The sequence below is a fragment of the Portibacter lacus genome (genome assembly GCF_021533215.1).
In the GTDB taxonomy this organism is placed as follows: Bacteria; Bacteroidota; Bacteroidia; order Chitinophagales; family Saprospiraceae; genus Portibacter; species Portibacter lacus.
In genome coordinates, this window is sequence record NZ_JAJNKA010000020.1 from 19,526 (window position 1) to 45,177 (window position 25,652).

General features: G+C 36.2%; 26 protein-coding genes. 10 read left to right on the forward strand and 16 right to left on the reverse strand.

Annotated features, from left to right (window positions below; all coding sequences use genetic code 11):
• The 5 genes from prfA to L2586_RS22745 form a co-directional block, all read right to left on the reverse strand.
• The gene (gene prfA / locus L2586_RS22725) at nucleotides 1–1,071 is read right to left on the reverse strand and encodes a peptide chain release factor 1 (RefSeq protein WP_235295278.1); all 1,071 of its coding nucleotides are present in this window, start codon (nucleotides 1,069–1,071) and stop codon (nucleotides 1–3) included.
• Between the two features lie 116 nt (nucleotides 1,072–1,187).
• Nucleotides 1,188–1,427, reverse strand: coding sequence for an anti-sigma factor (locus tag L2586_RS22730; RefSeq protein ID WP_235295279.1), 240 nt, complete (start codon nucleotides 1,425–1,427; stop codon nucleotides 1,188–1,190).
• A gap of 105 nt (nucleotides 1,428–1,532) precedes the next feature.
• The gene (locus tag L2586_RS22735; RefSeq protein WP_235295281.1) at nucleotides 1,533–2,126 is read right to left on the reverse strand and encodes a sigma-70 family RNA polymerase sigma factor; all 594 of its coding nucleotides are present in this window, start codon (nucleotides 2,124–2,126) and stop codon (nucleotides 1,533–1,535) included.
• A gap of 118 nt (nucleotides 2,127–2,244) precedes the next feature.
• On the reverse strand, nucleotides 2,245–2,907 hold the full coding sequence (gene pdeM, locus L2586_RS22740) for a ligase-associated DNA damage response endonuclease PdeM (protein ID WP_235295282.1): 663 nt from the start codon (nucleotides 2,905–2,907) through the stop codon (nucleotides 2,245–2,247).
• Between the two features lie 51 nt (nucleotides 2,908–2,958).
• Complete coding sequence (locus L2586_RS22745; protein ID WP_235295284.1) at nucleotides 2,959–3,747, reverse strand: inositol monophosphatase family protein; 789 nt, start codon at nucleotides 3,745–3,747, stop codon at nucleotides 2,959–2,961.
• A gap of 190 nt (nucleotides 3,748–3,937) precedes the next feature.
• On the opposite strand from L2586_RS22745, the gene L2586_RS22750 reads away from it, so the two are divergent.
• Both L2586_RS22750 and L2586_RS22755 read left to right on the forward strand, forming a co-directional pair.
• Nucleotides 3,938–4,480: a hypothetical protein gene (locus L2586_RS22750; protein ID WP_235295286.1), complete on the forward strand. Its 543-nt coding sequence runs from the start codon at nucleotides 3,938–3,940 to the stop codon at nucleotides 4,478–4,480.
• The gene (locus L2586_RS22755; RefSeq protein WP_235295288.1) at nucleotides 4,477–5,022 is read left to right on the forward strand and encodes a hypothetical protein; all 546 of its coding nucleotides are present in this window, start codon (nucleotides 4,477–4,479) and stop codon (nucleotides 5,020–5,022) included. The genes L2586_RS22750 and L2586_RS22755 overlap by 4 nt, the downstream gene beginning before the upstream one ends.
• Before the next feature lie 136 nt (nucleotides 5,023–5,158).
• Here the strand turns inward: L2586_RS22755 and L2586_RS22760 are convergent, their stop codons facing one another.
• The 3 genes from L2586_RS22760 to L2586_RS22770 form a co-directional block, all read right to left on the reverse strand.
• A complete protein-coding gene (locus L2586_RS22760; RefSeq protein WP_235295289.1) occupies nucleotides 5,159–5,770 on the reverse strand; it encodes a NifU family protein in 612 nt (203 codons plus the stop codon).
• Between the two features lie 61 nt (nucleotides 5,771–5,831).
• Nucleotides 5,832–6,551 carry a ferredoxin--NADP reductase gene (locus L2586_RS22765; RefSeq protein WP_235295297.1) on the reverse strand — a complete coding sequence of 240 codons (720 nt, stop codon included), beginning with the start codon at nucleotides 6,549–6,551 and terminating at the stop codon, nucleotides 5,832–5,834.
• Nucleotides 6,552–6,554: 3 nt separating this feature from the next.
• Nucleotides 6,555–7,790 carry a T9SS type A sorting domain-containing protein gene (locus L2586_RS22770; RefSeq protein ID WP_235295299.1) on the reverse strand — a complete coding sequence of 412 codons (1,236 nt, stop codon included), beginning with the start codon at nucleotides 7,788–7,790 and terminating at the stop codon, nucleotides 6,555–6,557.
• A 405-nt stretch (nucleotides 7,791–8,195) separates the two neighbouring features.
• Here L2586_RS22770 and L2586_RS22775 point away from each other — a divergent pair, with 405 nt between their 5' ends.
• The 6 genes from L2586_RS22775 to L2586_RS22800 all read left to right on the forward strand — a co-directional run bounded on the left by L2586_RS22775 (nucleotide 8,196) and on the right by L2586_RS22800 (nucleotide 14,446).
• Nucleotides 8,196–9,044, forward strand: a complete 849-nt coding sequence (locus tag L2586_RS22775) for a hypothetical protein (protein WP_235295301.1) — start codon at nucleotides 8,196–8,198, stop codon at nucleotides 9,042–9,044.
• Between the two features lie 38 nt (nucleotides 9,045–9,082).
• On the forward strand, nucleotides 9,083–9,814 hold the full coding sequence (locus L2586_RS22780) for a hypothetical protein (protein ID WP_235295303.1): 732 nt from the start codon (nucleotides 9,083–9,085) through the stop codon (nucleotides 9,812–9,814).
• Nucleotides 9,811–10,884 (forward strand): endonuclease, encoded by a 1,074-nt coding sequence (locus L2586_RS22785; protein ID WP_235295309.1) that lies wholly within the window; start codon nucleotides 9,811–9,813, stop codon nucleotides 10,882–10,884. Before L2586_RS22780 ends, L2586_RS22785 begins: the two co-directional genes overlap by 4 nt.
• Nucleotides 10,885–11,012: 128 nt before the next feature.
• Nucleotides 11,013–11,462, forward strand: coding sequence for a protein-disulfide reductase DsbD domain-containing protein (locus L2586_RS22790; RefSeq protein WP_235295310.1), 450 nt, complete (start codon nucleotides 11,013–11,015; stop codon nucleotides 11,460–11,462).
• Nucleotides 11,463–11,473: 11 nt separating this feature from the next.
• Nucleotides 11,474–11,926, forward strand: coding sequence for a hypothetical protein (locus tag L2586_RS22795; protein ID WP_235295311.1), 453 nt, complete (start codon nucleotides 11,474–11,476; stop codon nucleotides 11,924–11,926).
• A 12-nt stretch (nucleotides 11,927–11,938) separates the two neighbouring features.
• Nucleotides 11,939–14,446, forward strand: coding sequence for a protein-disulfide reductase DsbD family protein (locus L2586_RS22800; protein WP_235295312.1), 2,508 nt, complete (start codon nucleotides 11,939–11,941; stop codon nucleotides 14,444–14,446).
• Nucleotides 14,447–14,562: 116 nt separating this feature from the next.
• On the opposite strand, the gene L2586_RS22805 is transcribed toward L2586_RS22800, so the two are convergent.
• Entirely contained in the window at nucleotides 14,563–15,462 is a 900-nt protein-coding gene (locus L2586_RS22805; RefSeq protein ID WP_235295313.1) for a hypothetical protein, read from the reverse strand.
• A 179-nt stretch (nucleotides 15,463–15,641) separates the two neighbouring features.
• Between L2586_RS22805 and L2586_RS22810 the strand changes: the two genes are divergently transcribed.
• Complete coding sequence (locus tag L2586_RS22810) at nucleotides 15,642–16,616, forward strand: polyprenyl synthetase family protein (protein WP_348535544.1); 975 nt, start codon at nucleotides 15,642–15,644, stop codon at nucleotides 16,614–16,616.
• A 4-nt stretch (nucleotides 16,617–16,620) separates the two neighbouring features.
• Here the strand turns inward: L2586_RS22810 and murA are convergent, their stop codons facing one another.
• The 6 genes from murA to L2586_RS22840 form a co-directional block, all read right to left on the reverse strand.
• A complete protein-coding gene (gene murA / locus L2586_RS22815; protein WP_235295315.1) occupies nucleotides 16,621–17,937 on the reverse strand; it encodes a UDP-N-acetylglucosamine 1-carboxyvinyltransferase in 1,317 nt (438 codons plus the stop codon).
• Between the two features lie 76 nt (nucleotides 17,938–18,013).
• A complete protein-coding gene (locus tag L2586_RS22820) occupies nucleotides 18,014–18,670 on the reverse strand; it encodes a DUF4290 domain-containing protein (RefSeq protein ID WP_235295316.1) in 657 nt (218 codons plus the stop codon).
• 37 nt (nucleotides 18,671–18,707) lie between these two features.
• Entirely contained in the window at nucleotides 18,708–20,546 is a 1,839-nt protein-coding gene (gene glmS / locus L2586_RS22825; RefSeq protein WP_235295317.1) for a glutamine--fructose-6-phosphate transaminase (isomerizing), read from the reverse strand.
• Between the two features lie 9 nt (nucleotides 20,547–20,555).
• Nucleotides 20,556–21,902, reverse strand: coding sequence for a DUF4270 family protein (locus L2586_RS22830; protein WP_235295318.1), 1,347 nt, complete (start codon nucleotides 21,900–21,902; stop codon nucleotides 20,556–20,558).
• Between the two features lie 26 nt (nucleotides 21,903–21,928).
• Nucleotides 21,929–22,756, reverse strand: a complete 828-nt coding sequence (locus L2586_RS22835) for a glycogen/starch synthase (protein WP_235295319.1) — start codon at nucleotides 22,754–22,756, stop codon at nucleotides 21,929–21,931.
• Between the two features lie 329 nt (nucleotides 22,757–23,085).
• Nucleotides 23,086–24,465, reverse strand: a complete 1,380-nt coding sequence (locus L2586_RS22840; protein WP_235295320.1) for a DUF819 family protein — start codon at nucleotides 24,463–24,465, stop codon at nucleotides 23,086–23,088.
• A gap of 136 nt (nucleotides 24,466–24,601) precedes the next feature.
• Here L2586_RS22840 and L2586_RS22845 point away from each other — a divergent pair, with 136 nt between their 5' ends.
• Complete coding sequence (locus L2586_RS22845; protein ID WP_235295321.1) at nucleotides 24,602–24,937, forward strand: YkvA family protein; 336 nt, start codon at nucleotides 24,602–24,604, stop codon at nucleotides 24,935–24,937.
• On the opposite strand, the gene L2586_RS22850 is transcribed toward L2586_RS22845, so the two are convergent.
• Nucleotides 24,927–25,541 (reverse strand): hypothetical protein, encoded by a 615-nt coding sequence (locus L2586_RS22850; protein ID WP_235295322.1) that lies wholly within the window; start codon nucleotides 25,539–25,541, stop codon nucleotides 24,927–24,929. The two genes, L2586_RS22845 and L2586_RS22850, sit on opposite strands and share 11 nt — an antisense overlap.
• Between the last annotated feature and the right edge of the window lie 111 nt (nucleotides 25,542–25,652).

Here is a 25,652-nt window from a genome sequence, read left to right on the forward strand (position 1 = left end):
CTAAACGGTTAATCCTTCTTTCATTTTTTCCGTGTTCTCGAACATCATTAGGGCTTCGATGATATCTTCGATATTTCCTTCGATGATTTTATCAAGGCTGTAAAGCGTAAGATTGATCCGATGATCTGTCACCCGATTTTGTGGATAATTATAAGTTCTGATTTTATCTGAACGGTCTCCTGATCCGACTAATGATTTTCTTGTAGAACTTACTTTGTTATCGAATTCAGCTTTCTGTGCTTCTCTAATTTTCTGATAAAGTCGTCCCATAGCAATTTCTCTATTCTTTATCTGAGATCGACCATCGGTACTTTCAGCAACAATTCCAGTAGGAAGGTGTGTAAACCTAACTCCAGATTCTGTTTTGTTAACGTGCTGACCACCAGCTCCTGAAGCTCTAAAAGTATCAGTTTTTAGATCTGCTTTATTGATGTCTATATCTTCCATTTCGAAAATAGGCATAATGGCAACTGTGGCTGCAGAAGTATGAACTCTACCTTGAGATTCTGTCTTAGGAACTCGCTGAACTCGATGAGCTCCGGATTCAAACTTTAATCTACCGTATACATCTTCACCTTTTACTTCGATAGAAACTTTACTATATCCACCAGCAGAGCCTTCATTCACATATAGCACTTCTGTTTTCCAGCCTTGCGTTTCGAAAAACTTCATATACATTCTATAGAGATCGCCGGCAAAAATTGCAGCTTCATCGCCTCCAGTTCCAGATCGGATCTCAATAATAGCATTTTTGTTATCGTCTGGATCTTTAGGAATAAGTAAGAATTTGATGTCTTCATCGAGTTTTTCTTTTCGGTCTTGAAGATCTTCGAATTCTGCTCTTGCCATTTCCTTCATTTCAGGATCAGGATCCTTTAACATAGATTCGGCACTTTCTAATCCTTCTTTTATTTCTTTGTATTGGTGGTAGGCTTCATCGATAGGCTTAAGATCCTTGTATTCTTTATTGATATTCATGAAGCGTTTCATGTCGCTCACGATTTCTGGATCTGCCATTTGTTCCTCAAGACTGAGGAATCTGTGGTGAATGGACTCTAACTTGTCAAACATAATAGCTATTTATTTCTGCGGCTGCAAAAATAACCAAATAGTTAACAGCCAATAAGAAGACTGTCATAGAATAATAATTAATGTTCTATCTGTCCTCAATTCAGGACAAATAAAACTTAATCAATTCTAATTTTGTTTTTAATAGCTTGAATAAAATCAGGAGTAGCTTCTGATCGCTTCACATTTTGCTTAATGAAGTTTCTAAAATTTTGCTCCTTAGATAATACTCTTCCACAATTAGGATCATGGTTTACTCTATCGAGTAATTGTCTTTCATCTTCAGTATTAAGTGCTCTGTCTAGATACAAGTCAACTTGTTGTCTGAAATCCTGAAGATCATTTGTTCTGCTCTGCATTGGTATAGATTTAATAACAAATAATTACAGTTTAATTTACCTCGTGGTAAATATTAACTTAAAAACTTCGAAAACCGGACCATAATTTCACAAATAGTCCTTCTATTATTCTTCTTCACCTACAGCTTTTGCTCCTCTGACATCTCGGAAGCCTTTGCTTTCAGCGTATTTTTTCAATTTTTCCTTGAGCATATTTCTTGCTCTAAAAAGTCTTGATCGTACAGTACCGATCGGAACGTTGATGATTTTAGAAATTTCCTCATACGTGAAACCTTCTACATCACACAGTAAAATAACAGTTCTGAAGTCAATAGGAAGTCTATTTATTGCTATGGTGACTTCATCACCCATCATATTTTGAAAAATCTCTTCTCTTAGGTCTAAGTAACTTGAAGTACTGCCATCATCACTATCGTGATAATTTACAATATCTTCGAAATCTACTTGTGTAGGACGCTTACTTTTTTTACGATACTCGTTAATGTATGCGTTCTTCAAAATTTTAAACAACCATGCCTTCGCATTAGTTCCCTCAATGTACTTATCTATAAAACGAAATGCTTTCATGTAGGTTTCTTGAACCAGATCATCAGCATCGTTTTCATTGTAAGTCAAGTGAAAAGCGAAGGTTTTCAGAGCATCGATGTGAGGTAGAAGCTCTTTCTCGAATACGTTATTTTTATCTTTAGTTTCTGACAAATTTTATCTTAATTTTTATAGATCGGTTAAATTCGACCTATCTTTTTATTACAAACACAATTAATTTCTATTTTGTTGTACTACCAACAATACACAAATTAGAATAAATATTTTATTTCTAGGTATTAAGTTTCATGATCTGTTCATTAAAAATCGCATAAACTTGATCATTGTTCTTTACTTTGATGGCTGCTGTACCAGTAAAGCTTCCGAATGCAGGTAGAATCCCTTGTTTTTCCCCAAAGTAAAAGCAGGGCAGTTTCATATACTGTCGACCACTTCCCCTCATTTTAATACCTGGATGAATATGCCCGCATAAGTTATAATAACCTTTGTGATTTTCTGGATGATGTGTGAGCATGAAAGGCCCTATTGCTTTTTGTATTCTACTAGATATTCCTGCAGATTCATAATGCTCTTGCTTGAGAATATCATGGTTTCCAGTAATTAATTCAAACTCTACATTCTTAAATTTAGCAAGCAAAAAAACGAGCACTTCCCATTCCTTATTATAAAAACTGTGGAAAAGATCTCCCATAAAATAAACTGTTTTGGGAGTATGCTTAAGAATGAGTTTTTCTAATTGATCAAAATTTTTCTGTGCAGCGCTTTGCGGGATCGGGATATTGTTGTTTCGGAAATGAGTTACTTTCCCGATATGAAGATCGGCAATCAATAGACATTTTTCTGTCTTCCAGTAAATCGCTCTTTCACTGAGCAAGGTTAATTGCTCTCCCTGAAGCATGATTTCTACGTAATCTTCACATAAACTTTCGTTCATGATGCAAAAGTAAGTAACCTATTCAAGAGTAATATTAATTAAGTTGATTTTTTATACGTTGTGCTTCTGAATTATCGCTAACAACTGATCGTGGATAAGCGCATTCGTTGCGACGATTTCTTTTCCATCATCATAATTATCACCACCGCTGAAATCCGAAATTTTACCCCCTGCTTCCTTTACGATTATTATTCCCGCAGCAACATCCCATCTATTTATACAACATTCATAATAAGCATCTATTCTTCCTGCTGCTACAAATGCTAAGTCTAATGCAGCGGATCCGAATCTTCTTATACCTCTACCTTGGATCATGATGCTTTGTAAGATTTCTACAAACGGCAATGTATCCCGATTTTCGTATGGAAAACCTGTAGCAATAATCGTTTCATTAAATAGTTCAATAGTGCTAACTGAAATTTTCCTTCCATTCAGAAAGGCACCATGTCCGTTTCCAGCTGAAAACATTTCATCGAGCATAATATTATAGACGAACCCAAGTTGGATAATATCATTAACGCGGAAAGCCACACTTACACTGAAATGTGGAATTTGTCTTAAAAAGTTAGTCGTACCATCGAGTGGATCGATAATCCAAACCATCTCTTTAGAATCGTCATCAGGTGTATCTTCTTCAGTAATGAATCCACAGTCAGGAGTAAGTTCGAGCAGTCCGGAGACGAGCATCTTCTCTGCTTCCTTATCTACATAAGAAACCAAGGAGTTTAGCGCCTTAGCTTCGATGTCACTTGCAGTAACTTTACCTAATTCTTCTTTGATAAATAGCCCTGTATTTCGAACGAGTGCTTCAGCTTTTTCGATAAGTTCTCTTGTGTTCATGTATATATAATGTTTAAATGGAGTATTAGTTTTACTTAGGTCAATGCTTCTTTAATTTTCAAGTAATGCAGACTCTAAAAATTGCAATGTTAGTAAAAACCAATGTATACTTTTTCCTTTCTTAAATATTAAAATGTGAAGAAATGCGTTTTGGATATAGGTGATAACTTCTTTTCACATACAATTTTCATTGTTCCTGGTTATTTTTTGTTTACTTTCAAATAGAACAGAAGGCCAAAGTGAATTCAGAATTGGAATCTACCCAAAAGGGAGTTTTGTAAATGTTTCTAATCGAGTAACACAAGGAAACGGAGGAAATGAACTTGTATATTACATTAAGCCAGCAATATTATATATAAATAAAGGTAATAACTTAGTTGCTAAGTATTCGTATTCAAATGGCTGGTCAGACTTTGATCCGGTGCCTATAAGAAGATCGATCCATTTTTCTTACAGGAGATACTTTATAAAATTGCTTGAAAATTATAAATGGTATCCTCGGGTTAAGGTTTTTGGAGAGGTAGAAAACACAATTCAAGATTGGGAGTTTTCGGACGGGGGTATTATCCAATTAGAGCGTTTCAGTAATTATAGCATTACCCCATTAATAGGCTTTGAGATTAAAATAATAGAAAAATTATTTTTAGAGGTTGGATATGGTTATCGGATATATCCCAAATGCAATGATCATTTGGATTTGAATTTTGGACTCACCTATAAACTAACGAAATGAGACTTTTTGTCATAATTATTATACTACTTAGTCCTGCTATCTTGTTTTCCCAACTCATTCGCCCAGGTATTTCTTTCACTTATATTCCGTTTTTCGGAACCGACAATCCATCTGAAAGATATGATGAGCTAACTTTAAATGTCAACAGTCTCTATGCAATAAATAAGAGGCATAATATTGGTATTCAGTATCTCAATATTTGGACTAGAGGTTCTTCTTATAGCATTTCAGATGAAAAGCATACTTATTATCTAGCGGGACTATTTTATCAGTTCGATATCCTGAAGGAAAGCTCGAATGAATGGTTTCCTGAAGTATCGATTAATTATGGGAATTACTGTCCATGTGGTAATTTTGATCCCTTTGAGAGACCAAGTTTAATTTATATTGGTTATGGAATGGGCTTTGATTATAAAATATACAAAAACCTATATTTAGACTTGGGTTTTCATTGGTACCAACCGATAGCAGGAGTACAGAAGGAAGATTCAGCCTATTCATACACTCAGTATGTTTTAGGTGTTTCATACCTTTTGAAATAATGCACCAAAATTTAGTTCTCGGACTTAGTCCAAGGTCTTATTAATAATAGTGTACCAAATGAAAACCTTTAAGTTGCTTAGTCTTAACTTTCAAAGGACCTCGTGTTTTAACACGAGAAATATACTGTCCAAATCGTTACCCCATTTCAGATACAACCTCTGTAACTTCAGGAACCATTCTCTTAAGCATTCCTTCGATTCCAGCCTTTAATGTTACGGTAGATGATGGACATCCACTACAAGATCCTTGTAAGATAACCGTTACCAATCCTTTATCGAACGACTTAAATTCTATGTTACCACCATCCATTTCCACAGCTGGCTTAACATAAGTATCTATTAATTCTTTGATCTTTTTTACCAATTCCGCTTCTTCACCAGTATACTGATAAGCATCTCCTTGCTCTGCTTCTAGCTCAGCCATCGCTTCTGTAAATCCTTCAGCAATAATCTCCTTCCCTTCAGAAACATAATCCTTGATAAATTCCTTCAATTTTAACATGATATCTTCCCATCCAAAATTGAACTCCTTCGTAATCGTTACAAAATTGTTACAGATATAAACACCTTTCACAAATGGTAACTCAAATAATTCTTTTCCTAGAGGTGACCACTGCTTCGCTAACTCCTCTTCTCTGAAATCTGCAGTACCTTTATAAAGCATTTTATTCGTAACAAACTTAAGCGATTCCGGATTTGGCGTCTGCTCAGTATATATCATTATTGGACTCTTAACTGTCGTTTCCATATTTTTTCTTTTTATTCTATTTACAAAAGTAACAATAAATAAGCCGAATTGTTACAGCTTTTTAACCATATAACTCATATATGATATTTTTTTTGTCAATTTTTTTCTTGATTAGTAAGTTTTCTACCGCCTCGTCGATCATCTGAGACCATCCACAGAGATAAAATTTTGTATCTTCAGAGTAATCTTTTTCCATATAGACTTGATGGACATATCCCTTATAACCTAGCCACTTTTCATCTCTCGAAAGCGTTATGTCATAAGTGAAGTTTTGATTTTCTCTTTCAATGTTTTCAAGTTCTTCTCGATACAAAATATCCTTTTCATAACGAGCACCGAATATCAAATGTATACTTTGAAAAGCTTTTTGTTTTACTAAAATGTCATTGATCATACTTCGGAAAGGAGCAACGCCTGTTCCTGTGCAGATCATTACAAGGTCTTTGTCAATTTTTTCTGGTAAATAGAACGCACCAGAAGGACCCTTGAACCTAATATCACTGCCTACTACTACATCATTAAATAAGTAGGTAGTTCCTGCACCATCATCCAGGTGGACAATACATAACTCAATGATATTCGTGCCATTAGGATGATTGGCTATTGAATAACTTCTCCACCGTTTCAGTCGCTTCTCAGAAATAGGTAAGTCTAGTGTGATAAATTGACCTGCAAAAAAATCAAAATCCGCTACCTCATCTACTTCCAGAAAGAATTGCTTAACTGTAGGAGTCATCTCCCTAATTTCTATCACCTTACTATCGTACCATTTCCACGCCATAAGCTATTTTTTCACCATTTTTAATGTCTTTGAATCCGTTCCATAAGACACATTGACCAAATAAATTCCACTTCTTAATGTAGTCACATTTAGAGGTATAACATGGCGACCAGCGGAAAGTTGATTCCGATGAGTTGAAATTATTCTACCAGCGAGATTGTACACTTGAATATTTACTTCACTTCTTTCTTTTAGGTCAATGTTAAGATGCGTCTGATCAAAAACAGGATTAGGATTCAATGAGATATTCGATGCAATATTTACTTCACTAGTTGCAGTTGGATCTCCTAGATATCTCACACTTGCTATACCACTTTTGAAATTAGATGCTACCCACACTAAGTTGTTTTGATCCACATAAATACTATTGATAAAAATACCATCATCGATTAAATCTTCCGCATTTAGGCTTAACTCGGTACCATCCTGATTTCTAATCAATTCCTCTGCACCATACCAGAGCACATCTGTCTGATCAATATCGAAGCCATCTGTTCCGAAATAGTCATACACACCTCCTAGATAGATTCCTTCTTGGTAATAACCGATCTCTCCAAAATTATCAGTCACCCAAACTCTATTTTCTGAATCAACTTCTATATTCATCGGTGCAGATAATTCCATTTTCTCAGTCCATCCACTGGTCTGGTTGTAGAGGTACAACTTAGAGGATATAATCAAGTAAAGATCTCCTGTTCTGTCTACGACCACATCATGAGGGTCGGAAGTCATCTCAGGCATACCTTCCACACTTCCAGCAGTCACTTCATTTCCATCATAATGATGCGCTCCCGTAGAATTTATAATGATTAGTTCTCCATTTTCCTTCCAGTCGAAACCCTTCGCTTCGATGTCAAGAACTTGTACCCACTCGTCATTGTCTCTTCTATAAACACCTTCTTCAGAAGCCGCTACCCAAAGCTTGCCGTCTGGACCTGTCTTGAAATCGCTGATGCACGAATTACAAATAGAAAAGGTAGAAGGTGCCCATTCTGCTTGATTGTACATTAACAACTTATCTACTGTCGCGCCATTCTCTGTCGTTCTATAGTGGAGCCACAAATGGTTGCTTCCTTCATCTGCAAACGTAACACCCGTTGGAAAATTCAGTTTTTCACCAAGTGCATATTTTTGGACATCAAAATCTTGCGCGTTGATGCTTGGAAGGATAAGAACAAGCAAAAGAATAGTTGGCAAAAAATTGACCAAGTATGTATAGATGTAACGATTTCTTCTCATTTGTAAATTAGAGTTTCATATTATTTAAATGCCTTTGTACTTCTACTATAGTTAATTAATTCTCCTTTTAACACGGTCTTCAGCCTTGAGATAGCTAGAAATATAACAAAGCTATTCCACAAGGTCTAAAAATCAAAATCTAAAGGTGGCTTGAATGCTAAAGAAATGTAGGATTCAGTTTTATAACGCAAAAAAATCTCAAGTAGTTTAATTATGACTATTTCTTTTAATCCCTTTAATTATTCTGCTTCAGCCTAGCAATCTTTCTCTTATAGCGTAAACGAATAAGATGCGGAATGTAGATTTAAGAATGTGTTAAACTTTTGTTCTAGAGACATTAATATCTATGATTTCATAGAGGTTTTTCGGATATGATTCCACGATTTTTGTAAAAACGGAGGAATTATGAAAAAAAGGAAATACGAAGTTGATGATGCGAAAAAAGTGAACTCAATGGCGGCAGCAGAGAATTTCGAAGCAACTGAAAGTATGCAACCGCCTTCTTTTTTCGCAACCGCCCAGCAAGTTGAAACTCAAGCAGGTGTGACACAAGATCAGTTAGTTCAGGATACTTCTGGACAAGCTGAAAACCAAATGGAAGAACAAAGTGAGGCACCATCTAATTATGCTACGATAAAGCCCAATAGACTTTTCGGAGCAATGCGTGCCGGGCATGAATACTTTAAAGCAGTTTCTTCTTTTCAGAATGTCGAAATAAATGGTTCGAAGGCTTATGGCGATGCTGGCTGTCTATCAGCTCCTAATATAGAGCCGCTCATTTTTGGAGAACTTAGCGGTGAGATGGTCACCTATGAAAATAGGGAAATGGCTAAGGCGGTAAGTAAGGTAACAGCTTACTACCTTGATCAATGGAGAGCTGGTTTTCATATTCCAGGCTTGAATTGGTATCCTTTATTCAATTACTTTCCTGGACCAGTTGCTCCACCGATGCCTAATATCCCAACACCATTAGCAATTTGCCCATCTTTCGGAGAATTCTTGCTTACCAAAAAGCAGATGATGATTCAAGATATTATGAATGCATTACCATCTAAGATGAGAAATGATATTAATTCTACGACAGTTAGCAGCTATTGTAATGTGACGGTAGATTATTACAATCAGTGGCTGAACACAGATTATCTCACGAATATGGTGGGATATGGTCCTATTCCTGGATTTAAACCGCCATTTTCTTATGGTGGTCAAGTTCGAGGAGGGCGTCTTTTACCGAAATTCGGTGTGTTGAACTAAAAATTGTTACCTATCTTTGTGCCTCAATAAATAAGAGGATGAAGAAATTTTTAAAAATAATAGGAATAATCATATTGGTCTTAGTTGTGCTCGGTGTAGGATCTTGCTTTATGTTAAGTGAGAAAATGCCTGAAGGAGTAGAAGGTCCAGAGGCTGAAGCGTTAACAGATAAGATGTTTGAAGCGATAGACAAAGAAGCTTGGGATACCACTCGAATTGTTACTTGGGACTTTATGGGATTACATCAATTTTTATGGAACAAAGAAACCACTGACTTAAAGGTTAACTGGGGAGACACAGAAGTGGTTATGAATCTAGATGCTTACGACGGAACAGTAACGAAGGGAAGTGAAACGCTAGAAGGAGATGATAAAAGGAAGGTAATAGATAAAGCATTCAGTTTTTTCTGTAATGACATGTTTTGGTTAAATGCGCCAGTGAAAGCAAGAGATGAAGGGACTACAAGATCTATTGTTACTCAGGAAGATGGCAGCAAAGCGTTGTTGGTCCAGTATAGTTCAGGTGGCGTTACACCGGGAGATGCTTACCTGTGGATGTTAGATGATTCAGGAATGCCTACGGGTTGGAAAATGTGGACTCAGATCTTGCCTGTTAAGGGGATTTACACAAGTTGGGAGGGATGGAAAACACTTCCTACTGGAGCTCAAATTTCGTCACTTCATGATATGAAAATTTACAAAATGAACATCAGCGATATCAAAAGTGGCCAATCATATGCTGAATTAGGTATAGAAAATCCGTTCAAATGAAGTCAGTATTAGTTTTTAGCCTTTTGTTGGTTACGACGATGGCGATAGGTCAATATCAGCAGACTCGTCTTTTTCCTGGTGCGGAGGGAGATGAATTGATAGAGATGGTATTAGAAAATTATAAATCAGAAATAGTGTTTTTCGATTATGGTAAAGCTAGAGATACCATGTTTCGAAATGTGTACGCGGTGAATGATAGTTTGAAATGTGTCTATAGTGGTCATACTTTGTATTTGGATCCAAATGAAGATCCAACTACCTTCGTTTATATGGAAGGATCGGCGAATGGCATCAATACAGAACATTCGTATCCGAGAAGTAAAGGCGCTGGTTCAGGCAACGCAGAAAGTGATATGCACCATTTATATCCAACGAGATCTAAAGTAAATGAAGTACGAAGCAATTCTCCGTTCGGTGAAATTCCAGATGCCAGCACAGATACATGGTTTTATAAAAATCAAGCTATTTCTTCGATTCCTACTCAAAACATTGACAAATACAGTGAATATAAATCTGGGGTTTTCGAGCCTCGTGAAGATTTTAAAGGAAATATAGCCAGAGCGATGATGTATTTTTATACCATGTATAAAGATGCTGCCGATGCTGCAGATCCTGATTTCTTCTGGGATATGCTTCCTACGTTATGTGAATGGCATTTTCAGGATCCTGTAGATTCAGCGGAATATGTTAGAACGAATCTCATTGCGAAATGGCAGGAGTATCCGAACCCGTTTATTCTAGATTGTAGCTTAGCTTCAAGAAGCTACTGTAGTATCACGAATGAAGCTTGCGAGTTGCTGGTTCCTGTGAAAGAGCTTGCTGCTAATGATCAATTAATAAAAGCACGGTATTCAAATATCCAAAGGTCTATAATGATCGAAACGCCTGCTTCATCAGCATTTCATGTCTATGATATAAATGGCAGGAAAATAAAGTCCTTAACGACGGATAGAGCTGGACAATTTCAGATTCCGCTTGATCAGGTAGCTTCTGGGATTTATGTGTTACAAAGCATTTATAGAACGGAGAAAGGAAGTGCTGTCGAGAGTATTATGTTAAATGTATTTTAGCTTCATCTGCTTTTCTTATAGCTAAAAAGTATATATAAACTATTGCGATCTGTTAATGTTATGATAAAACATCTCACGTCCCTGTATCGTTAGACTTTAATCCATATTTTTGTAATAAATTAATGAGTATGAAAGCTGTTTTATCTTTTTGTTTAATCTGCCTGTTTTTTGTTGGCAATGCCCAAAGTAACTTAGATCCTGTCAAGTGGACTTTTGGCTCAGAAAAAGTGGGTGATAATAAATACAAAATTACTTTCACTGCGACGATAGAGGACGGATGGGCAGTCTATTCTCAATTTATCGAAGATGGTGGACCGATTCCCACGACTTTTAATTTCGATGAAAACACTGACATTGAGTTGAAAGATGGTGTCGTAGAACCTGAAGATAAAGAAACGAAGTACGATGAAATGTTTGAAATGGATCTGATAAAAGTGAAAGGTAAGGCAGAATTTTATCAAATGGTCAGTGTGAAATCCGAAGATCAAGTATTAAAAGGATTCCTAACTTATATGGCTTGTGATGATTCTAAATGCTTACCACCCTCAGATGTTAATTTCGAAATTACGATCGAGTAAAAAAAGAGAAAATGTTAAGATTTTTATCAGTAAGTATTTTGTTGTTATTCACTGTTCAATCTTTTGGGCAGCTGGTAGACCCTGTTAAATGGTTATTCAGTTCAGAAAAAGTTTCTGAGAAGGAGTATCTGCTTATCTACACAGCGAAAATAGATAAAGGATGGACAGTATACTCTCAAGAATCTAATGAAGACGGACCTGTTCCTACCAAGATCACTTATTATTCAGAAGGTGTATCATATGATGGAGATGGTAAAGAAATTGGACATAAAAAAGAAGGTCTAGATTCTTACTTCGATGTTTTGGTGACTAAATTCCTAGATGATGAAGATTTTGTCATTAAGCACAATGTGAAAGTTAATTCAGATGTAACAAGTGTTTCTGGTTTTCTAACCTTTATGGCGTGTGATGATTCCAATTGCTTGCCACCTTCGGAAGTTGACTTTAAAATTACAGTGAAGTAAAAAAAAGAGAAAATGTTAAGATTTTTATCAGTAAGTATTTTGTTGTTTTTCACTGTTCAATCTTTTGGGCAGCTGGCAGACCCTGTTAAATGGTCATTCAGTTCAGAAAAAGTTTCTGAGAAAGAGTATGTGCTCATCTACACAGCGAAAATAGATAAAGGCTGGACTGTATATTCACAAGAAACGAATGAAGACGGACCTGTTCCAACGGAAATCACTTACGAGTCAGAAGGAGTTTCATATGATGGAAAAGGCGAAGAAATTGGACATAAAAAAGAAGGACTAGATTCTTACTTCGATGTTGTGGTAACTAAATTCCTAGATGACGAAGACTTTATCATTAAGCATAATGTGAAAGTTGACCCAGGTGTAACGAATGTTTCAGGTTTTTTAACTTTCATGGCGTGTGATGATTCTAAGTGCTTGCCACCTACAGATATAGACTTCGATATTAACCTAGCCGATGGAAAAAGCAGCGATGTTCCAAGTGGTGTTATGTCTATTTCAATGAATGGAACGGATAATGCGATGCCAAGTGGAGTGATCAGTCCAGTAAAATGGTCTTTCGAAATCACAAATGAGGGAAATGACGAGTATCTTCTAAAATATATCGCGAATGCTGAAGAAGGCTGGAGTGTTTATTCCCAGTTTACAAATGATGATGGTCCAGTACCAACTTTAATTTTATATGAAGAAGAGGATCATTATTCAGTTGTTGATAGATCGGTAGAAAAAGGACATAAGAAAAAAGGACTGGATCCTTTTTTCGATGGTGTAGAAGTTATAAAATTTCTATCTGATGAACCGTTTATAATAGAGCATCGGATTAAAACAACAGACCCTTCGAAAGAAATAAAAGGTGGACTTGAGTTCATGGCTTGTGATGATACGGAATGTTTACCACCAGATTTTATAGACTTTTCTTTTAAACCTTCTATTCTTAAGGGTGGAATTGTAGCGATCTCGGAAGAGGAAGTGCAAAAGTCAACTGAAGAAGGAAATGTAATCGATAATACCATTCCAAAGATCGTTTCTTCTCTCGAAAATCCTACTGCGGAATGCGGAGGAATTCAGGAGTTAAGTACTAACCTTTGGTTAACCTTTATCTTTGGATTTATAGGTGGATTGCTAGCGTTGCTGACGCCATGTGTATTTCCAATGATTCCATTAACGGTTAGTTTTTTCACTAAAGATACCAAGAGAAAAGGTTGGGTGAATGGATTAATATATGGAGCTTCTATTATTGTAATCTATGTAACGTTAGGAATTGTAATAACAGCGGTCTTTGGTGCGGATTCATTGAATAGACTATCTACTAACTGGATTGCAAATTCCATTTTCTTCCTTGTATTTATCTTTTTTGCATTTTCATTCTTCGGATATTACGAAATCACCTTGCCATCTTCATGGTCGAATAAGAGTGATAAGATGGCTGATAAAGGTGGATTTGTTGGTATTTTTTTCATGGCTTTCACACTTGCAATTGTTTCGTTTTCATGTACTGGGCCGATCATCGGTTCTGCTATAGTAGAATCAGCGAGTTCTAAAATAGGTCCTTCCGTTGTGATGACAGGTTTTGCATTGGCATTAGCGATACCGTTTGGTTTGTTTGCAGCATTCCCTGCTTGGTTGAATAGTTTGCCTAAGTCTGGAAGTTGGATGACATCAGTGAAAGTAGTACTTGGATTTTTAGAAATTGCACTTGCATTTAAATTCTTATCTGTTGCTGATTTAACAAACCACTGGGGATTCTTGAGATATGAATTATTTATAGGTATCTGGATTGTTGTAGCGATATTGATCGTGCTTTACTTACTTGGTTATATACGATTTCCACATGATGCACCTGTTAAGAAAATCAAGCCACTTAGATGGGGATTTATTGGGTTGTTCGCAGCAGCTGCAATCTATCTAATGACAGGATTTAATTATAACGAAAAAACGCAAGCATACGATTCTAAGGAATTGTTAAGTGGACTAGCGCCACCTGCTCAGTATAACTTTTTCCTTGAAAAGCCGACGTTAAACCCAGACTTAAAAGAAAGATTTTACTCTTATAAAAAATGTGCGAACAATCTGGATTGCTTTACGGATTATTATGAAGGAGTTGCATATGCTAAGGAAGTGAATAAACCAGTATTTCTTGATTTTACGGGTCATGCTTGTGTGAATTGCCGTAAGATGGAAGAGCACGTTTGGATTAAGACAGATGTTCATTCTAAATTAAGCAATGACTTTGTGCTCGTTTCTTTGTACAGTGATGATGATAAAGACCTGGATGAGAAGATCTACTCGGTTACACAAGACAAATATCTGAGAGATGTTGGGAATATGTGGACTGATTTCCAGATTGCCAACTTCGGATCTAATACACAACCACTTTATGCGATGATGACTCCTGATGAAGAAATCATAGGTCAACCTAGAGGTTATGATCCGAACTACAAGGAATATGTAGAGTTCTTAGAATGTGGACTTGCTAACTTTAACAAGCAAAAAATCCTAATCGGAGAGAAATAGTATTATTCGTCTAAGCTTATTATTGTATTTTCATAGGCCAATTTCTGGAAGAATATCTAAGATGCAGCATTCACTTAATGCGATTGCAGGAGATGTATTATGCTAAGGATTCATGATTATATCCATCCATTGAACTGAGCAAGAAGTATAGCAACGATAATTCCGATATGGAGTACTTCTGCAATCATACTGCTCTTCATTTTTTCATAGCTTAATCCGATAAACATTGCAAATGGTACAGATAAGATTACCAAATGAGTAATGCTTACACCATTGATGAAAAACATCATTATTAAGCTGAACATCATAAACCAATAAATGATGTCTACTTTCTTCTGGACTTGAATGGCAATTTTCATGGTAAATGTATTATACCGAACGATGGCATACAGAATGGTGATTCCGATAACAGCTAAGTATAAAATGGATTGCAGGTTTAAAGATTGAAAAACAGCTAGTATTCCTTTATCAAACTGAAAGTAAGATTGGATTAATATTAATTCCCCGTGCCAGTAATAGTAACTACCTAATAGAAAAAGAGGAACAAATACTCCAGAAGTTAGAATGAACAGTTCACTGATTTTGAAAGATCTGAGAATCAACATTGAGATCACCCCGAATGCCCAAAAGCTTATACTAGCGGAATAGAAAATAGAAGCGATGGCAATATAAAATCCAGCATTAAAAATGTAGATAGCTGCATTATCAACTTTATATATTTTATTGATGCTGATAAGGGCTAAAACAAGGAAGAATGCAGAAAACATTGCCGGCGAACACATAAGCCCTCCTGGCATTCCAGATGTGATGAGAACAAAGAACAAACCTGGAAGCAAGGTCAGAAATTTCGATATTCGATTCTGAATGATGTGCCGATTAATAAAATTGGCAATTAAAAAGACAAGAATACAAGCAACAAAACTTTGCATCAGCGGAGATGAAAGTATTTCCCCAAAAACGTATTTCGAGAATGCAGTGTCGTATTCCCTGACCTCATATTTTACAGGATATAACAAGGAGTGAAACCTTATCAAAAATGTATAAGGAATCAGTAAAAGTGTTGCGAAAAATTGATTGGTACGAAAAATTTCTATCACCGTTAAAAAAGTACTTTGATAATACTAAGGAAATAATAATGCCAATATTATTCAAGACCAGAAATCTACATATCTTTGGTGTTCATAAAATAGCGTCGATGTCACTTTCCTTAAAGGAAATAAAACAACCAGTAGAAGCGGATCTTAAACAATTCGATCAGCATTTCAGAAATGCAATGAAGAGCAATGTTGCTTTGCTGGATACCATCACCTATTATATTGTGCACAGCAAAGGAAAGCAAATTAGACCTTTGTTTGTCTTTTTAAGCGCAAAACTTTTTGGTGATATTAATGAAGCAAGCCAAGATGCTGCTGCATTTATAGAGATATTGCATACAGCGACTTTAGTTCATGATGATGTGGTGGATGAAGCTAATAAAAGAAGAGGCTTCTTTTCTATTAACGCTTTATGGAAAAATAAAGTAGCCGTATTAGTGGGAGACTTTCTTTTTGCGAAAGGATTTTTAATGGCGCTAGAGAATGATCAATTTCAGTTGATCAAGATCGTTTCGAATGCGATTAAAGAAATGAGTGAAGGGGAGGTGCTACAAATAGAAAAGGCGAGAAAGTTAGATATCAATGAAGAAATCTACTATGATATCATTCGACAGAAGACAGCATCATTGATTGCAGCTGCTTGTGCAGCAGGAGCATCGACGACAACTAAGGATCCGGAAACCATTGAAAAAATGAGACTCTTCGGTGAATATATAGGTATAGCCTTCCAAATCAAAGATGATCTTTTCGACTACGGAGAAAGTGATATTGGAAAACCTACAGGAATTGACATAAAAGAGAAGAAAATGACCCTTCCTTTAATTCATGTTCTCCATAAAGCTGATCGATCTAAAAAAAGATGGATCATGAATATCATTAAGAAATATAATAATGATAAGAAAAAGGTAAGAGAACTAGTTTCCTATGTGAAAGAGAATGGCGGATTATCTTACGCGCAAGATGCCCTTAACGATTATAGAGAAAGAGCATTAGAAATTCTAATGACCCTAAACCCTTCACCTGCTCGAGACTCCATCGAAAAATTGGTTGCTTTTGTAATCAGCAGGAACAAGTAATTTCTTATAAATCTACTCTTTCTATATTAGCTCCTAAAGCGTTTAGCCTTCCATCTATGTTCTGGTAGCCTCTATCTATTTGCTGAATATTGTGAATCGTAGAAGATCCATTAGCTGATAATGCAGCAATAAGCAAAGAAACACCAGCTCTGATATCAGGTGAACTCATAGAAATTCCTCTTAATTGTGTTTTTCTTTCTAGACCAATAACGGTCGCGCGATGTGGATCACACAAGATGATTTTAGCACCCATATCTATTAACTTATCCACGAAGAACAGTCGAGATTCAAACATTTTCTGATGAATCAATACACTTCCGCGTGCTTGTGTAGCAACTACAAGGATAATAGACAGTAGATCTGGAGTAAATCCAGGCCATGGTGAATCATAGATAGTAAGAATAGAGCCATCTATAAAGCTACTTATTTCGTAAAGTTCTTGAGCAGGAATATGGATGTCATCATTTTCGATTTCTAGTTTTATTCCTAGTTTCTGGAAAACAGAAGGAATGTTTCCTAATTCCTTGACAGCAGCATTTTTGATTCTAAGATCAGATTTTGTCATTGCAGCCATTCCGATGAAAGACCCAATTTCGATCATATCAGGGAGTACTCGGTGATTTGTTCCTCCTAGACTTTCTACACCAGTAATTTTTAGTAAGTTAGATCCTATTCCTGAGATTTTAGCTCCCATTCCTACGAGCATTTTGCACAATTGCTGTACATATGGTTCACATGCAGCATTATAAATGGTGGTAACACCTTCAGCCAATACTGCGCCCATTAATACATTTGCAGTACCTGTAACGGAAATTTCATCCATTAGCATGTAGCAACCTTTTAGGCGATCTGCATGAATGTAGAAGTCGTTCGTTTCTTCATCGAATTTAAATTCTCCTCCCAACTTCTGGAAACCTATAAAGTGGGTATCTAATCTTCTTCTTCCTATTTTATCACCACCTGGCTGAGGCAAATAAGCCTTTCCGAAACGTGCTAATAATGGTCCGATTAACATTACAGAACCTCTTATTTTCTTTGCATCATTCTGATATTCATCAGAAGATAAGTAATCTAGATCAATATCATCCGCCTGAAAGCTGTAATGCCCTTTCGATAATCTTTCTATTTTAACTCCGAGACCTCTTAGTAAGCTGATTAGTTTCTCAACATCCAGAATTTCAGGAACGTTTTTTATTTCCACTTTCTGATCTGTCAACATAACTGCGCAAAGCACTTGTAATGCTTCATTCTTTGCTCCTTGAGGTTCTATTTCTCCATTCAGGATTGTATTTCCTTCTACTATAAATGCCTGATTCGCCATAACAATATTTTTATACAAAAAAAGGCACAACTGATTCAGTTGCGCCTTCAAATATATTAAATTTTATTGTAATGTGTTATCTTCTCTTTTTGTTTCTAGTATTTGAATACCTAGGATTATTATTTTTTCTATAATTCGTCTTCCTATTATTATTGTTAGTATGTCTTCTAGTATTCGTATCTCTTTCGTCTTTTCCAATATTTAAATCATAGTTATCACCTAAACTTAACTTCCCTTGGGACATTTTATTTAGATCTTCAATGATTAATTCGTCACTTACGTAGTGTTCTCTATTCCAAGTTCTGTAAGCCAATTTCATGTACCTAGCAATTGTTTCTGCGAATGCGTCCTTCTTAGGACCATCTTCCATTGCTGTCGCTTTTTTAATAAGCTCTAATACGTTTCTACCGTAATGTCTATATCTTTTCGCTCCTTTAGGGTAAGTCATTACCTCAGGCTTGATAGCATCTTCTTTCGTAAGAATAGAATCTTCTGGCGCATCTACTTCGATATCATAATCTGCGATCTTAAGAAGATGAGACCATAATTTAGCTCTGTAGTTATTTATATTTTTGTTTTGAGGATTCATCTGGTACATTAAAGCGACAATGCGCTCAGCGTATTTCTGACGAAGTTCTTTATCCTCAACTGTTTTAGCGTAGTTTATTAAATTCTGAACGTTTCGTCCATATTCGGAAATGACAAGTCTGTCTTTTTCCGTATTGTATTCCATGTTAATCATCTATTTCTTATTTCTGATCTTTATTAACTTATTCTACGGTTACTGATTTAGCCAAGTTTCTTGGTTGATCTACATTACATCCTCTCATCACTGCAATATAGTAAGCTAATAATTGCAACGGTATAGAAGAAAGCAATGGTGAAAAGACATCTTCTGTATGAGGGATTTCAATAGTAAAATCAGCAATCTTTTTAATTTCGGTGTCACCTTCAGATACAATTGCAATAACAATTCCTTTCCTTGCTTTCACCTCTTGAACATTTGAAAATATTTTTTCGTAAGCATTCTTGTTCGTGGCAATAACAATGACGGGCATGTACATATCTATCAATGCGATGGGACCGTGTTTCATTTCTGCTGCAGGGTAGCCTTCAGCATGGATATAAGATATTTCCTTTAGTTTTAATGCTCCTTCGAGAGCTATTGGAAAATTATACCCACGTCCCAAATATAAAGCATTAGATGCACTTTTTATCTCTGAAGCGATACTTTTTATATTTTCTGCTTGAGATAATACACTTTTAACCTTCTGAGGTATAAGCTCAAACTCCGAAATCAGCTTCTGAAAATGCGACTTTGTTATCGTTCCTCGCTTATGCGCCAAGTCTAGTGCCATTAAAGTAAGTACAACCAACTGGCTAGTAAATGCCTTCGTAGAAGCAACTCCTATTTCTGGTCCTGCATGAATGTATGAACCACAATCTGTAAACCTAGCGATCGAAGAACCTACATTGTTTACGATTCCATAGATTAAAGCTCCTTTTTCCTTTGCCAATTCTAGCGCAGACAAGGTATCAGCAGTTTCACCTGACTGTGAAAGTGCAATAACCACATCTTTAGGCCCTATAATTGGATTTCTATATCTAAATTCTGATGCGTATTCAACCTCTACTGGTATTCTTGCTAATTCTTCAAAAATGTATTCAGCAATCATCCCTGCATGCCATGATGTTCCGCAAGCAACTATAATGAACCTTTCTGCATTGGCAATACGGTTATAATGGTCTTGCATTCCACCCACAGTAACCCAACCTTCTGCTGCATTTATTCTTCCACGCATGGCTTCATAAATGGACTCATCTTGTTGGAATATTTCTTTCAACATAAAGTGATCATATCCACTTTTCTCAATTTCCTCTAACTTCAGATCAACTTTTTCTATGGTATAATCTACCATTTCATTCTCTAATGATTTGATCTGAACTTCCTTACCACGTTGGATGGTAACTATTTCATCATCATCGAGATATATAATCTTATTGGTGTATTTAATAATCGGTGTGGCATCCGAAGCAATGAAAAATTCATCTTCACCGACACCTACTACAAGTGGGCTTGACTTTCTTGCTCCCACAATGATATCTGGTTGCTCTTTATCTATTACGGCAATTGCGAAAGCACCAACCACTTTTTTTAGAGCAAATCGAATCGCAGTTTCAAGATCTAAATTTTGCGTTTCTTGAATCTCTTCTATAAGATGAACGAGTACTTCTGTATCAGTTTCACTTTTGAATTCATGTCCTTGTGATACGAGATACTCTTTAAGTGTTGAGTAATTTTCTATAATACCATTATGAACAAGAGCTAATCTATTATTGCCTGAATGGTGTGGATGAGCATTCAGGTCATCAGGTTTCCCGTGAGTTGCCCATCGAGTATGCCCTATTCCTAATTGTGCTTCTGAATTAAGGGCATCTTCGAATTTTTCTAATTCACTTACCTTCCCTTTCTTTTTAAATGTGTGTAGCTCTTCATCCAATAATGAAATTCCAGAACTATCATATCCTCTATATTCTAATCTTTTTAGACCTTCTAGAAGAATTGGGAATGCCTTTTGCTTTCCCAGGTATCCTACGATTCCGCACATCGGTTACATCTATTTTGAATAATTTAATTTAAACTTCATGGGATATGTTGGATGTCCAGGACCATAGATGATACTACGGTTAGGAACAATTGAATTATTTCTTGTTACGATTCTTAGCTTAGAATCTGGATCATCATCATTAAACATACTGATCGTATGAATAGACATGATGGCCGAATATTTCTTTATGGTCATGCCATCTACAGTTGTATTTTGTAGCAATCCATTAAAGATATTAACAACACCTGTTTCAGAAGCGGCTATGACATCACTAATCACAACTGTTTCTCCATCATCATTGTAGCGCTCCAGATAGATCGCTTCTGCAGGAGAATAATCACTAGAAATATCATCCTCTAAGACATAAAACTCTAGCTCCGCTTTATTGACTAGATATTCATCAAAGTCATTAGAAGCTAATACTGGAATGTCAATTTCTACCTCAGCCCCTGTCAAACCTTGCAGATATAACAATTCTTTACCTTTTTCTTCGTCATTAAAGAATGGTGCTACAACACTGCCAGAATAGTCTTTTTCAAAATAAGAATGACGTGCATTTCCTACAATGATTGTATAAGTCAACTGTAAAGTATCCTTTGTATAATAAATGGTAATGTAGTTGTAAGGATTTTCTTGGTTAGTAGAAAAGTCTAATCCAAAAGTAGCGCTCGTTTCAGGAGTACTTGAAATCTTAAGTCCAGGTGCATAGGCATTAAAGTTATCAAATGAACTAACTAAAGTCGTGTCATCTATCATCGCCTGTGCCCATGAATCATCTAGTGTTATTCGTAACTGTTGAGCATAAGCAGAAACAGATGTATCTCCTGGTTCTGTAATGAATAAACTGTCGTTAAAATTAGGAACAATAGACTTGCTTCCAATTAGACTCCCTGCGCTGGGTCTGAATGAAGAGTACATAGTATCCGCTCCGAAAATGTCTTCTTCTAGAACGTTTACACTGATTTCTTGACGTGTCAAGGTATCACCGTAAAATCCATCGTGCTTGTAAGATAAAATAAGGACAGCGGAATCAAGCGTAACTTTTTGGCCATCATCATACTGGAAAATAGGAGCAGTACTTGCTCTATTAAGAGAAACATATCCCTCTCCTATTGTTTTACCAAAAACAGGATCATTTAATTCACCTATTGTTAATGTCGAAATAGAAGAAGTTCCATCATATGTTATGATGGAATCACCCATAATAGTTTTTCCAGTTATCTCAAAGTCATCCTCATAAAGCAAGTTTATACTGCCAGGTACGAATAATTCGGAACCAACTAAACTAGTTTTATTACAAGAAAACGTAAATACCAAAGCCAACATCGCGGCTAACGAATACAAAAGTACTTTCATACAGAATTGAAACTTATTACTTTGTTTTACTCATCAGATTCTTCATCATCCTCAAGCAAACTTTTATAAAAATCAAGATAAGCAAGAGGAGCTTCATCGTAAGGGACAAAGTCTAATTTTGTTTTTCCTGAATTTTCTATCAGTTCATTAACGGAATCATCGATCGTTTCGCTCCCTACAAAGATTATATCTGAGTTTTTAATCGCTCCTTTGTGTAGATTGATACCATTTTCATCTGAAAATGATTTTAAATCATCCTTTTCCAGATTGTTAATCATGGCTTTATCTAAGAACTGCTCAGTAAACGTATGACCTAATGAATTATTATATAAAGAATAAATCATTTGTGCATTTTGGAATATTGGCTCATCCTTATATACGGTCTTGAAGTATAAAGGAACAAGCGTAGTCATCCAACCGTGGCAATGAATGATATCCGGAGCCCAACCAAATTTCTTGACTGTTTCCATAACACCCTTACAGAAAAAGATCATTCTTTCTGCATTATCCTCGAATGGCTTACCATCTGCATCTTCGAAAACAAATTTCCTTTTAAAGAATTCTTCATTATCTAAAAAGTAAACTTGCATTCTTGCTCCTGGAAGAGAAGCTACCTTAATTATTAATGGGAAATCATCGTCATCTACGATTATATTCATTCCCGATAATCTAACAACTTCATGAAGACGATGCCTGCGCTCATTGATAGAACCGAACTTAGGCATTAAAACCCTAATTTCAAATCCTTTTTCCTGTGTATGTTGAGGAAGTTTCCTTACTAATTTAGAAATATCATTGGCGAGCGTATAAGGCTCCATCTCCTGAGTTACAAAAAGAATTCTCTTCTTACTCATACCTTTCTTTACTTTTTTACAAGAGATTAAAAATAGCGTGCAAAGATAGCAAAATTAATCGAAACTTTGTTCAGACATGGTTTTATAAAATTTTGTAGGTCAATTTTTTAGCAGGGGGTGCAACTTTGATTTGAGTAGAATTAGATGCTTTAGTCTTTGGTTGTGAGTTCAGAGTCTATAAGTCTATAAGTCTAGAGTCCGGAGTCTTGAGTTCATAAGTCCTGAGTCCAGAGTCATGAGTCTATCGTCTATATTCCATAAGTTAAGATTAGTGAGCTAAAAGACTTACGATTCAAGACTCAAGACTTACGACTAAAAGAATAAAACCATCACCCTGAAACAGCCTGCATCAGCATCGCACAAATAATCGCTCCATAGGTTCCCATCGCATATCCGAGAACAGCCATCAACACACCTACCGGCGCTAAAGCTGGATCGAATGCAGAAGCAACGATCGGCGCACTTGCCGCTCCTCCGACATTGGCCTGACTTCCTACCGCAATAAAGAAATAAGGTGCTTTGATTAGTTTTCCAACAATGAATAAGATGAGCACATGGACCATCATCCAGATGATTCCGATTAGAAATAATCCCAGATTATCGAATATCTCTCCCACATTCATTTTCATCCCGATGGTCGCAACCAGTAAGTAAATAAAAATGGTTCCCCACCGACTTGCACCTACACCTTCCAGTTTCCTAGCCTTGGTAAAGGAAAGCAATACACCAACAGTGGTCGCTATCACGATCAACCAGAAAAACGAACTCATCAATGAATTCAACCTCATTGCCTCTAATCGCTCTTTAAAACCTTCCATAAACGGAGTGATAACATCTTTTCCCCAATGCGAAATCGCCACTGCACCAAATGCTACAGCTAACAAGATAAATACATCGTTCGTCGTCGGTACTTTTTCTATACTCGCTCGATACTTAGATACCCGCTCTTTCAGCTCATGAATTGCTGAGTTGTCAGCCTTAAGCCATCTATCTATCTTATCTGAAAAATTGATCCCGAATAAAAGCACACCCATCCATATATTCGCAACCAAAACATCAACGACAATCATGCTTCCGAACAAATTATCTGAAACTTCATAAATCTCCTTCATTGCTGCTTGATTCGCTCCTCCGCCGATCCAACTTCCAGCAATCGTCGAAAGCCCTCGCCAAACTTCTCCTGGTGTAGATTCAATCACTCCCGGCGCGATATAGGAAACGAACAATAAGGCAATCGGCCCACCGATTATAATTCCTAATGTTGCCGCAAAAAACATGATTAATGCTTTAGGCCCAAGTTTTACAATGCCTTTAAAATCAATTCCCACACACAACAATACCAAACTCGCAGGCAATAGATATCGACTGGTAACAAAATAAAGAGAGGAATGGCCTTGGTGTGATGTGTATTCTGCCTTTGGAACTCCTGCTTCACTCAGAAAAGTGGTGATCTGATCGAAACTCATCCCTTTTGGAATCACTAAATTATATTGGCTTGCAACTTCTAAAATAGAATCTGTGTACCAATGTGGAGCTATTAATCCTAGTGGCCAATTTAATAAGGCTGGAACAAAATAACACATCAAAACTGTGGGAAGAAATGTATAAAACCGCTTCCATCCAGCTAAACTTGAAGTATGAAAAATCAAGGCCAATATAACTAGCAAAATCCCTAATACCACTGCGTCATTTGTAAATACTGGCTCCATAATCTTAATTTTATAGCTTCGAATATAGTAAAAATGAGTTAGCAAAATGAACTAAAATCAGCTCTGAATCTGTTATATTGTAACTATGCTTGATAAATTCAACAAATATAGAAAAGCCTTCAATAAAGATACACTCATGGAAAAGCTTCCTGAGTACATCAAGAAGATAGGTCTAAAAACAGTTTATACGGTTTTGCTTTTGTATAATGCGTATAAAAGAACGGAAACGCCAGCTTGGGCTAAAAATATTATTCTAGGTACTATTGGATATTTGATTAGCCCTATAGATGGTCTGCCAGACGTAACACCTTTTTTAGGATTTACGGATGATATCGGTGTATTAAGTTTTGGACTTGTCACAATTGCAGGTTACATCAATGAAGATATTAAAAAGTCCTCTAAAGAACAGTTGAACAAATGGTTCGGAGCTTTTGATGATGAGAATCTTTCAGAAATAGATGCTAAGCTTTAACAAGCCGTTCTTTCATTTCTGTTAGTTGGTCAATATCTTTTTTAAAGTAAATCATCCAGAATATACTTCCGAGTAATATTGATAATCCTATGTTAATTAAGGGTAGATTCCCAAAGATCAATTCACTTATTGACATAAAAATTAGTGGTGTAAGTACAACAGTCATTGCCATAATCAATTGGAACCTTCGAATTTTCAATTCTATGATTGCCGTAGTACCCATTTTCATTCTAGCTAATTCAACTTCGTTTAATAAGGTTGAATCATTTCGATCTTGAACAATTTCATTGACCCTTTTAATATCCCGATCGATAGATATTTTACTGATAATGTAGAATATAGCCAAAACGATAATTCCAAGTAATCCAACCCAAAGACCCTCCAATATAAGGTGCGCAATAAAAATTAAGCCTCCAATGATGGCGTAACCTTTTAAAAGATTTTGAAAAATAGAGGCGTCCTCTAGACTCTTTAACTCTTCTCGGATCGTGTTGTTTTCTTCCGCAGCGTACCTGAGCGACTCATCCACTTCCACAGATTTTTTAGTTGCGGCTAGTTTTGCGGCAAAATCGTGGTATTGTCCTTGATGGTCAGGATTGCTCATTATAAGTAGTAGTTACAATAGTAAATTTAGAAAAATATTATGAGCGAAGCTTGATAATTGTTTGAAAATTCAGAATTCCAAAGAAAACTACTAGATGAAGTTACCAGAGCT

Bases quoted from the DNA above. Each gene is read 5' to 3' on its own strand.
- prfA (WP_235295278.1), bottom strand. From the start codon at position 1,071: ATGTTTGACAAGTTAGAGTCCATTCACCACAGATTCCTCAGTCTTGAG.
- L2586_RS22730 (WP_235295279.1), bottom strand. From the start codon at position 1,427: ATGCAGAGCAGAACAAATGATCTTCAGGATTTCAGACAACAAGTTGAC.
- pdeM (WP_235295282.1), bottom strand. From the start codon at position 2,907: ATGAACGAAAGTTTATGTGAAGATTACGTAGAAATCATGCTTCAGGGA.
- L2586_RS22745 (WP_235295284.1), bottom strand. From the start codon at position 3,747: ATGAACACAAGAGAACTTATCGAAAAAGCTGAAGCACTCGTTCGAAAT.
- L2586_RS22755 (WP_235295288.1), top strand. From the start codon at position 4,477: ATGAGACTTTTTGTCATAATTATTATACTACTTAGTCCTGCTATCTTG.
- L2586_RS22760 (WP_235295289.1), bottom strand. From the start codon at position 5,770: ATGGAAACGACAGTTAAGAGTCCAATAATGATATATACTGAGCAGACG.
- L2586_RS22765 (WP_235295297.1), bottom strand. From the start codon at position 6,551: ATGGCGTGGAAATGGTACGATAGTAAGGTGATAGAAATTAGGGAGATG.
- L2586_RS22770 (WP_235295299.1), bottom strand. From the start codon at position 7,790: ATGAGAAGAAATCGTTACATCTATACATACTTGGTCAATTTTTTGCCA.
- L2586_RS22775 (WP_235295301.1), top strand. From the start codon at position 8,196: ATGAAAAAAAGGAAATACGAAGTTGATGATGCGAAAAAAGTGAACTCA.
- L2586_RS22780 (WP_235295303.1), top strand. From the start codon at position 9,083: ATGAAGAAATTTTTAAAAATAATAGGAATAATCATATTGGTCTTAGTT.
- L2586_RS22785 (WP_235295309.1), top strand. From the start codon at position 9,811: ATGAAGTCAGTATTAGTTTTTAGCCTTTTGTTGGTTACGACGATGGCG.
- L2586_RS22790 (WP_235295310.1), top strand. From the start codon at position 11,013: ATGAAAGCTGTTTTATCTTTTTGTTTAATCTGCCTGTTTTTTGTTGGC.
- L2586_RS22795 (WP_235295311.1), top strand. From the start codon at position 11,474: ATGTTAAGATTTTTATCAGTAAGTATTTTGTTGTTATTCACTGTTCAA.
- L2586_RS22800 (WP_235295312.1), top strand. From the start codon at position 11,939: ATGTTAAGATTTTTATCAGTAAGTATTTTGTTGTTTTTCACTGTTCAA.
- L2586_RS22810 (WP_348535544.1), top strand. From the start codon at position 15,642: ATGTCACTTTCCTTAAAGGAAATAAAACAACCAGTAGAAGCGGATCTT.
- murA (WP_235295315.1), bottom strand. From the start codon at position 17,937: ATGGCGAATCAGGCATTTATAGTAGAAGGAAATACAATCCTGAATGGA.
- L2586_RS22820 (WP_235295316.1), bottom strand. From the start codon at position 18,670: ATGGAATACAATACGGAAAAAGACAGACTTGTCATTTCCGAATATGGA.
- glmS (WP_235295317.1), bottom strand. From the start codon at position 20,546: ATGTGCGGAATCGTAGGATACCTGGGAAAGCAAAAGGCATTCCCAATT.
- L2586_RS22830 (WP_235295318.1), bottom strand. From the start codon at position 21,902: ATGAAAGTACTTTTGTATTCGTTAGCCGCGATGTTGGCTTTGGTATTT.
- L2586_RS22835 (WP_235295319.1), bottom strand. From the start codon at position 22,756: ATGAGTAAGAAGAGAATTCTTTTTGTAACTCAGGAGATGGAGCCTTAT.
- L2586_RS22840 (WP_235295320.1), bottom strand. From the start codon at position 24,465: ATGGAGCCAGTATTTACAAATGACGCAGTGGTATTAGGGATTTTGCTA.
- L2586_RS22845 (WP_235295321.1), top strand. From the start codon at position 24,602: ATGGAAAAGCTTCCTGAGTACATCAAGAAGATAGGTCTAAAAACAGTT.
- L2586_RS22850 (WP_235295322.1), bottom strand. From the start codon at position 25,541: ATGAGCAATCCTGACCATCAAGGACAATACCACGATTTTGCCGCAAAA.